This is a genomic window from bacterium, assembly GCA_035528375.1.
Classification (GTDB): Bacteria; RBG-13-66-14; RBG-13-66-14; order RBG-13-66-14; family RBG-13-66-14; genus RBG-13-66-14.
On the sequence record DATKYS010000119.1, the window covers coordinates 1 to 7,898 of the forward strand.

Annotated in this window: 7 protein-coding genes; 5 read left to right on the forward strand and 2 right to left on the reverse strand. The window is 66.4% G+C overall.

From position 1 onward, the window contains the following. Positions 1-210: 210 nt before the first annotated feature. Together asnS and VM054_09640 are read right to left on the reverse strand one after the other, a co-directional pair. The gene (gene asnS, locus VM054_09635) at positions 211-1,578 is read right to left on the reverse strand and encodes an asparagine--tRNA ligase (GenBank protein HUT99322.1); all 1,368 of its coding nucleotides are present in this window, start codon (positions 1,576-1,578) and stop codon (positions 211-213) included. A gap of 52 nt (positions 1,579-1,630) precedes the next feature. Beyond that, a complete protein-coding gene (locus VM054_09640) occupies positions 1,631-2,164 on the reverse strand; it encodes a hypothetical protein (GenBank protein ID HUT99323.1) in 534 nt (177 codons plus the stop codon). A gap of 108 nt (positions 2,165-2,272) precedes the next feature. Between VM054_09640 and VM054_09645 the strand changes: the two genes are divergently transcribed. The 5 genes from VM054_09645 to VM054_09665 all read left to right on the forward strand — a co-directional run bounded on the left by VM054_09645 (position 2,273) and on the right by VM054_09665 (position 7,687). Further along, on the forward strand, positions 2,273-2,419 hold the full coding sequence (locus tag VM054_09645; protein HUT99324.1) for a hypothetical protein: 147 nt from the start codon (positions 2,273-2,275) through the stop codon (positions 2,417-2,419). A gap of 116 nt (positions 2,420-2,535) precedes the next feature. Beyond that, positions 2,536-3,813: a UDP-N-acetylglucosamine 1-carboxyvinyltransferase gene (gene murA / locus VM054_09650; GenBank protein ID HUT99325.1), complete on the forward strand. Its 1,278-nt coding sequence runs from the start codon at positions 2,536-2,538 to the stop codon at positions 3,811-3,813. A 19-nt stretch (positions 3,814-3,832) separates the two neighbouring features. Continuing rightward, on the forward strand, positions 3,833-5,269 hold the full coding sequence (locus VM054_09655; protein ID HUT99326.1) for an MBOAT family O-acyltransferase: 1,437 nt from the start codon (positions 3,833-3,835) through the stop codon (positions 5,267-5,269). Positions 5,270-5,273: 4 nt separating this feature from the next. After that, the gene (locus VM054_09660; protein ID HUT99327.1) at positions 5,274-6,260 is read left to right on the forward strand and encodes a hypothetical protein; all 987 of its coding nucleotides are present in this window, start codon (positions 5,274-5,276) and stop codon (positions 6,258-6,260) included. A 401-nt stretch (positions 6,261-6,661) separates the two neighbouring features. Further along, the gene (locus VM054_09665; GenBank protein HUT99328.1) at positions 6,662-7,687 is read left to right on the forward strand and encodes an Ig-like domain-containing protein; all 1,026 of its coding nucleotides are present in this window, start codon (positions 6,662-6,664) and stop codon (positions 7,685-7,687) included. Positions 7,688-7,898: the final 211 nt, after the last annotated feature.

Sequence of the window (7,898 nt, forward strand, 5' to 3'; positions counted from 1 at the left end):
TTTTACGACACCCTCGTAGGGGCCGACCTTTAGGTCGGCCCGCGGGCGGGTCAGGAGCCCCGCCCCTACGTCCTCGCAGCCGGGTGTGACGACGTTCGAAAAAAGGCGGGGTACCCAAACCTCCGCCCTGCGTCGCCCCCCTCCCCGACCCTCCCCTCAAAGGGGGGAGGGGGTAGGGCAGCCCCCGCCCTGCGAATATAACGACCGACCCTACGGCTCCAGGCGCTTTATCGTCCGGGGGAAGGGGATGACCTCGCGGATGTGGTGCACGCCGCCGAGCCACTGAACGAAACGCTCCAGCCCCAGGCCGAAGCCGCCGTGCGGCACCGCCCCGTACCGCCGCACGTCCAGATACCAGCCGAAGGCCGCGCGGTCCAGGCCGTGCTCCGCGATTCTTCTCTCCAAAAGCTCCGGGTCGTGGGCGCGGATGCTGCCGCCGATGAGCTCCCCGAAGCCGCCCGAGGCGATGAGGTCGTCGCACTGGACGTATTTGTCGTCCTCGGGGTCGGGCTCCATGTAAAACGCCTTGGCCTTGGCGGGCCAGCGCTCGATGAAGACGGGCACGTCGTAGAGGCCGCCCAGGGCCGTCTCGTGGGGCGCCCCGAAGTCGTCCCCCCACTCCAGCGGCTCCCCGGCCTCGGACAATTTCTCCAGCGCCGCGTCGTAGGTCAGCCGCGCGAACGGCTCGTCCCGCGCCGCCTCGAGACGAGCGATGACCTGCTCCGCCGTCTCCTCCCGTTCCACGTGGTCCAGTTGCCGGGGGTCGTGGATTTTCTCGATCAAATCGGCGCTCTCCTCCAACACCCGCCGCGTCACGTGCCGGACCATCCGCTCCTGCAGGGCGATGTTCTGTTCGTGGGTCAGAAACGCCGCCTCGGGCTCCAGCATCCAGAACTCGGTGAGGTGCTTGCGTCCGAAGGACCTCTCGGCGCGGAAGGTGGGGCCGAAGCAGTACACCCGCCCCAGCGACTGGCAGGTCGCCTCCGAGTAGAGCTGCCCCGACTGCGACATGTACGCCGGTCGGTCGAAGTACTCCAGTTTGAACAGGGTGCTGGTCCCCTCGCAGGCGTTGGCGGTGAGAATCGGCGAGTCCGCGCAGACGAAGCCCTCGGCGTCGAGAAACAAGCGCAGGTGGAGTATCGCCCGGTCGCGCAGGCGCAGGATGGCCCACTGGCGCTCGGTGCGCAGCCAGAGGTGGCGGTGCTCGAGGAGGTAGTCCACGCCGTGGGCCTCCTCGCCGCGGCCCTTGGGCTGGATGGGGTAGTCGGGCGTGCTCGGGCCGATGACCGCGAAGCCGGTGACGGTGAGCTCGTAGCCGCCGGGGGCCCTTTTATCCTCCCGGACCGTCCCGGTGACGGCGCAGGAGGACTCCAGGTCGGCACCCGTCGCCGCCGTGTAATCCTCCTGCGGCAGGTCGTCCGCCGAGGCGACCGCCTGGATGCGCCCCGAGCCGTCGCGCAGCAGCAGGAATAAAAGCTTCTTCCCGCTCTCGCGTTTTCCACAGACCCAGCCGCGCAGGGTCACGGCCTCGCCCACGTGCCCGGAAATTTCGGAAATTCTCACGTTCATGGGGCTCATCCCTCGCGTTGAAAAAAACCGGGCCGGATTCTACAGGCGCCGCGGGCCGGGGTCAACCGGGTATCTCCCGAATCATCTCGGCCAGGGCGCTGCGGCTGGACGATTCCAGCGGCAGGTCCAGCAGCCGCTCGACCCGCCGGGCCAGGCTGTCCCGAACCTGCTGGAAGGCCTTGAGCCTGCGGCCGTGCTCGTAGGGGACCCGCGCCGGGTCCTCGTAGTACCACGGCACCGTCGGCGAGCCGGCCCAGTCCGGGCTCCGGCTCCAGGTCTCCCGGCAGAGGACGATGACCACGTCGAAGCCGATGCCGGCCACGGCGGTGGTGGGCTTGGGCGTGTGGGCGGCCATGGAGATGCCCAGCTCGCCCATCACGGCGTGGGTGAGGGGGTCGAGGCCGGAGGCGGGGTCCAGGCCGGCGGAGTTGGCGCCCACGGACCCCGCGCTCATCTCGCGCAACAGCGCCGCCGCCATCGGCCCCCGCGCCGCGTCGCGGCAGGAGAGGAAGAGAATCCGCCGCGTGCACCGATCGCCCTGCCGGGAATCGTCGAACCTGGGCCAGTGGACGCCTTTCACGGTCCCTCTCTTCACAAAACGGCCTGGAATTGTTTATATTGTAGCTGGTTTTGACCCTTCGCGCACCATCCCCGCCGGGTCGGTGCGACCGACGGGAGCGCGGCGCGAAACCGAAAGGGCGACATGGCCGACTGGACCAACGAGCTCTTTTTCGGGGACAACCTGGACATCCTGCGGCGGCACATCGGCGACGAGTCGGTGGACCTGGTGTACCTCGGCCCGCCGTTCAACTCCAAAATCCTTTGTCGGGAAGTAGTCATGAGTGCGTGAAACGTAGGGGCCGACCTGAAGGTCGGCCCCTACGGGGGCGTATGTGTGACCTCCTGCGCCACGCGGGGAAAATCGAAAAATCGGGCGGGCGGCTCAAGCTGGAATAAGGGGGCTCTTTGGACAAGTACGTGATTCACGGCGGGAAGCGGCTGGAGGGCGAAATCGCCGTCTCCGGCTCCAAGAACGCCTCACTGCCCATGTACCCCGCGGCCATCCTGGCGAGCGAGGGGAAGCTCGTCCTCACCAACATCCCCCGGCTGGACGACGTCTTCACCATGCTCGAGGTCCTGGGGGTCCTCGGCGTGAAGTCGGAGTGGACCGGCGAGCACGCGTTGTCGCTGGACGCCGCGGGCGCGTTGTCGGCGCTGGCGCCCTACGAGCTGGTGCGGAAGATGCGGGCCAGCGTGAACGTGCTGGGTCCGCTCCTGGCACGGCTGGGCGAGGCGAGGGTCTCGCTGCCCGGGGGGTGCGCCATCGGCACCCGGCCGGTGGACCTGCACCTCAAGGGGCTGGCGGCGCTGGGCGCGGAGCTCGCCATCGAAAACGGCTACATAGTCGGGAAGGCGAAACGGCTCGCCGGTTGCAGGATCAACCTCTCCGGCGCGCACGGCCCGTCGCGGGGCGCCACGGCCAACGTGCTCATGGCCGCGGTGCTGGCGCGGGGGACGACGGTCATCGAGGGCGCCGCCCGGGAGCCGGAGACCTCCGACCTCTGCCGCCTGCTGGCGGCGATGGGGGCGAAAATTTCCGGCGTCGGCACCCCGACCCTGGAAATCGAGGGCGTGGATTCGCTCCACGGCTGCGAGTTCGCCGTGATGGGCGACATCATCGAGGCGGGGACGTACATGGTCGCGGCGGGGATAACGCGCTCGCGCTTCACTCTCGCCGGCTGCCCGCTGGAATCCATGACTCCCGTCGCGGAAAAGCTGGCGGAGGCCGGAGTGGAGTGCGCCGGTGAGGGCGGCCGGGTGGTGGTTGACGGGCGCGGCGGCAAGCGGCCCATCGAAATCCGCACCGGCCCCTGGCCCGAGTTCCCCACCGACATGCAGGCCCAGATGATGGCCCTGGCCACCCTCGCGCCGGGCATCAGCGTCTTCACCGAGACCATCTACCCCGACCGCTTCATGCACGTGCCGGAGCTGGTGCGCCTGGGCGCGACCATCAGCCGGGAGGGCGCCACGGCGGTGGTCCACGGCATGACGGCCCTGGCCGGGGCGCACGTGATGGCGACGGACCTGCGGGCGTCGGCGGCGCTTGTCCTGGCCGGGCTGGCCGCGAAGGGCGAGACCCACGTCCACCGCGTCTACCACCTGGACCGGGGCTACGAGGGGATGGAGAAAAAGCTCGCCGCCCTGGGCGCCGACGTCGCCCGGGTGCCCGACGAGGACGCCTGAACACCCGCGCGGGAGCCCCATGCTCTTCAACTCCATCACCTTCGCCGTCTTCCTCCCGATCGTCTTCGCCCTCTACTGGTCGCTCAACCGGGCCCCCCTGAAGCTGCAGAACCTCCTCGTCATCGTCGCCAGCTACGTCTTCTACGGCTGGTGGGACTGGCGTTTCCTGGCGCTCATCTTCGTCAGCTCCCTGACCGACTACCTGGTGGGCCGCGGCCTGGCCCGGACGGACGACCCCCGGGGGCGCAGGGCCCTGCTCGTGGTCAGCCTCGTCGTGAACTTCGCCCTCCTGGGCTTTTTCAAGTACTTCGATTTCTTCGCCGACTCCTTCGCCGCCCTTCTGACCGTCCTGGGCCTGCGGGTCAACCCGTCGTCGCTGGCCGTGATTCTCCCCGTGGGAATCAGCTTCTACACCTTCCAGACGCTGTCTTACACCGTGGACGTCTACCGACGGAAGATCGAGCCGACGCGGGACCCCATCGCCTTCTTCGCCTTCGTGAGCTTCTTCCCGCAGCTCGTGGCCGGTCCCATCGAGCGGGCGCGCAACCTGCTGCCCCAGTTCACCCGACGAAGGGAGTTCGACCTCGGGCGGGCCAAAGACGGGATGCGGCAGATTCTCGGCGGGCTGTTCAAGAAAATCTGCATCGCCGACTTCGTCGCCCACACCGTGGACACCATCTTCACCAACTACGCCCGCCAGGACGGGCTGGTCCTCTTCGTCGGGGTCTTTTTGTTCGCCGTCCAAATCTACTGCGACTTCGCCGGCTACTCGGACATCGCCATAGGCACGGCGCGGCTCTTCGGCTTCGACCTGATGCGCAACTTCGCCTACCCCTACTTCTCCCGGGACATCGCCGAGTTCTGGCGGCGGTGGCACATCTCCCTCTCGAGCTGGTTCCGCGATTACGTGTACTACCCCCTGGGCGGGCCCTTCGGCTCCAAGGCCAGGCAGGTTTTCGGCATCGTCGTCACCTTCACCCTGAGCGGGCTGTGGCACGGGGCCGACTGGACCTTCGTCTTCTGGGGCTTTCTGAACGGCTGCTACTACATCCCGCTGCTCCTGAAAAAAAACCCGCCGCACCACAAGGGTGTGGTGGCCAAGGGGCACCGGCTCCCGACACCCAGGGAATTTTTTCAGATGCTGGGCACCTTCGGCCTGGTGCTACTGGGGTGGGTCTTCTTCCGCTCCGAGACGTTCGCCGACGCCCTGGCCTATCTGGGGCGGATGTTCAGCGCGCCGTACGTGTCCGGGGTGTGGCACGGGGCGCTCTTCCAGCCCGTGGCGGTGTCGGCGGCCTTCTTCATCGCCGAGTGGCTCCAGCGCCGCCGGGCGCACGTGATGGACCTCGGGCGGACGCCCCGGCCGCTGCGATGGGCGATCTATTACGCCATCTTCCTGGTCGTGGCGCTCTTCGGCACCTTCGGGGGCCAGGAGTTCATCTACTTCCAGTTCTAAAAACATGCGGACCTTCGTAAAGCTGACGTTCATCTTCCTGCTGCCGGTGGCGGTGCTCTTCGCGCTGCAGTACCTGGTGGACCCTTTCGATCGGTACCCGCTCCAGCTCCTGCCGCCCGTAGATCTGCCCTCGCGGGAGGAGAAGGTCCACGGCTACCTTCACTGCACCGACCGCGACTTCGACGCCATCATCCTGGGCTCGAGCCGGGTGATGCGCCTGGACGCGGAGTACGTTGACAGCTACGGGTACCGGTGCTACAACTTCGGCGTGGCCAACTGCCGGGCGGAGGACCTATACGCCCTGTTGGCGATGATTCTCGATAAAAGCCCGCGGCCCCCGCGCCTGGTCATCCTCGGCATGGACCCCGAGCTCTTCCACCCGTACCGGGAGACGCGGGGTGAGCTCCTGATGCTTCCCGAGCTGGCCCGGTACCTCCAGCCGTGGATGATCATCCCCCTCTCCGGAGACGGGCCGATACTGATGAAGTTGTCCGAATCGTTGCGGATGAGCTTCGTCTCGGTGTGGCGGTGGATCACCGGCCAGGGTCCGAACCGCCTGAACCGCATCCTCCCCGAGAACGGGAATTTCGCCTCCACCCCCCTCCCGCCGCGGAAGGCCGATGGGGTAAACCTGGGGATCAACCTCCGCTACGAGGATGTCTTCAACACCTACGACCGGCTGAGCGAAACGCGCCGCGCCACCTTCGAGGCCTTTCTGGCGCTCGCCGCCGGGCACGGCGTCGAGGTCCGCGCCTTCATCACCTGCGTTTCCCCGCAGATGACCGATTACATCTCCCGGTACACCCCCTTCGAAGCGCGGATGGAGGACCTGAGGTCGTACCTCGACGGCCTGGATTACCCGGGCTTCACCTGGCGCGATTTTTCCAGGCCGGAGAACTTCGGGGGGTTGGAGTCGGATTTCCTCGACCCGATGCACGTGGGGTCGGCGAACGCGGCCGAGATAGTGGACCGGTTGCTGGGGGAGCCGTAGGCGCCGACCTTCAGGTCGGCCAGCGGGCGACCGTGGACGGTCGCCCCTACGGACGGTTTCGCAGTGGGACGTAGGGACGGGTGTCCACACCCGCCCGTTTCATACGGCAGCCCTCTAACTGGTCTGCGCCGGTAATCCGCTAGCGTATATTTGAAAAAAGTGCCAATTACCGTTGACCTGTGTTAAAATTCTTTCCGGTATCAACCCCTATGTCGAATCAGGGGTGGGGAGGATTTGTCTTTTCCCCGCCCGCGAGGCAAATTTACCGACGAAAGGGAGGTTAGTTGATGAAAACTCTGCAAACGGTTCTGCTGCTGGTCCTCGCCGTGGGGGCCCTGGCGGCGGAAAAGACCGTCTTCCTCGAAGACTTCGACGCCTCGTGGTGAGGCTACTGCCCTCGGATGCGTGAAGCTTTCACGCATCTCCGCGAGGATTATACCGAGGATGACCTAACGGTGGTCTCCAACCACAGCGGCGACAGCTACGCCAACTCCTACACCAACTACCGCAATAGCTACTGCTACATTACCGGCGTCCCCACCGCCCTGGTGGACTACATCTACAAGCAGGTCGGCACCTACTCCACCTGGCAGGACAACTACAACCACCTCAAGGCCTGGATAGACAGTCAGCTCACCAAGGAGTCCGAGGCCACCCTGGACCTCGACTGCTTCGCCATCGGCGACGACATCTATCTGGAGACCACGGTGAACCTGGAGCAGGACATCACCAACGAGTGGTGGGTGTGGATGCTCGTGTACCAGGAAATGTGGGACACGTACCCGCTGGTGGTCCGCGGCGGTGACTACACCCCGACGGTGCTCCAGATTGCCGGGGCCGGCGAGAGCGACAGCTACTGCTGGAGCTTCGACCCCACCGGCTGGGACACCGAACACCTGGTAGGCGTCTGCTTCCTGGAGAAGAACCACGGGGATAAAGAGATCGTGCAGTCCCTGATGCTCCACCTGGACCTGGAGAGCCTGCTCGATACCCACGAGCCCCTCGTGGAGGACATAGACCCCGAGGACGGCGAGGACGACGTGGCGATTGACTCGACCATCGAGTTCACCCTGCGCGACGACTCGGGGATTGACCTGGACACGCTGAACTTCACCGTGACGGACGACACGCTTTCCAGCGGCCGGGCGCTCACCCCCGGCGGCCGCGCCCTCTCCGTCGGCTTCACCCGCACCGGTGAAATCTCCGGCGAGCTGGACATAGACGACTCCGACCCCCAGTCCGTGGTCTGCACCTTCACGCCGGACGACGAGTTCGGCTACGAGGCGACCATCACCTGCACCATCGCGGCGGGGCTGGAGGACGGCCTGGGCACCCCCACCAGCGAGGACTTCGTCTGGAGCTTCATCACCGAGGAGTGGGTCCAGGTTCTGGAGACTTCCTGGGGCGCCATCAAGGCCCAGTTCTAAGAGGGCGTCGAGATTCTTAGGGGCGGGTTTCGGACCCGCCCTTTTTCACAATCCCCCTCGCCCCCCTGGGGAGAGGGGGTGGTGGTGTGTGGTGACGTAGGGGCGGGTGTCCACACCCGCCCGTTTTTCTAATGCCGCGGGCGACCGTGGACGGTCGCCCCTACGGGATTTATTCGTGGATGACGTAGGGGCCGACCGACGGCGCGCCGTT

Coding starts and splice junctions, on each gene's coding strand:
- asnS (HUT99322.1), bottom strand. CDS start 1,578: ATGAGCCCCATGAACGTGAGAATTTCCGAAATTTCCGGGCACGTGGGC.
- VM054_09645 (HUT99324.1), top strand. CDS start 2,273: ATGGCCGACTGGACCAACGAGCTCTTTTTCGGGGACAACCTGGACATC.
- VM054_09655 (HUT99326.1), top strand. CDS start 3,833: ATGCTCTTCAACTCCATCACCTTCGCCGTCTTCCTCCCGATCGTCTTC.
- VM054_09660 (HUT99327.1), top strand. CDS start 5,274: ATGCGGACCTTCGTAAAGCTGACGTTCATCTTCCTGCTGCCGGTGGCG.
- VM054_09665 (HUT99328.1), top strand. CDS start 6,662: ATGCGTGAAGCTTTCACGCATCTCCGCGAGGATTATACCGAGGATGAC.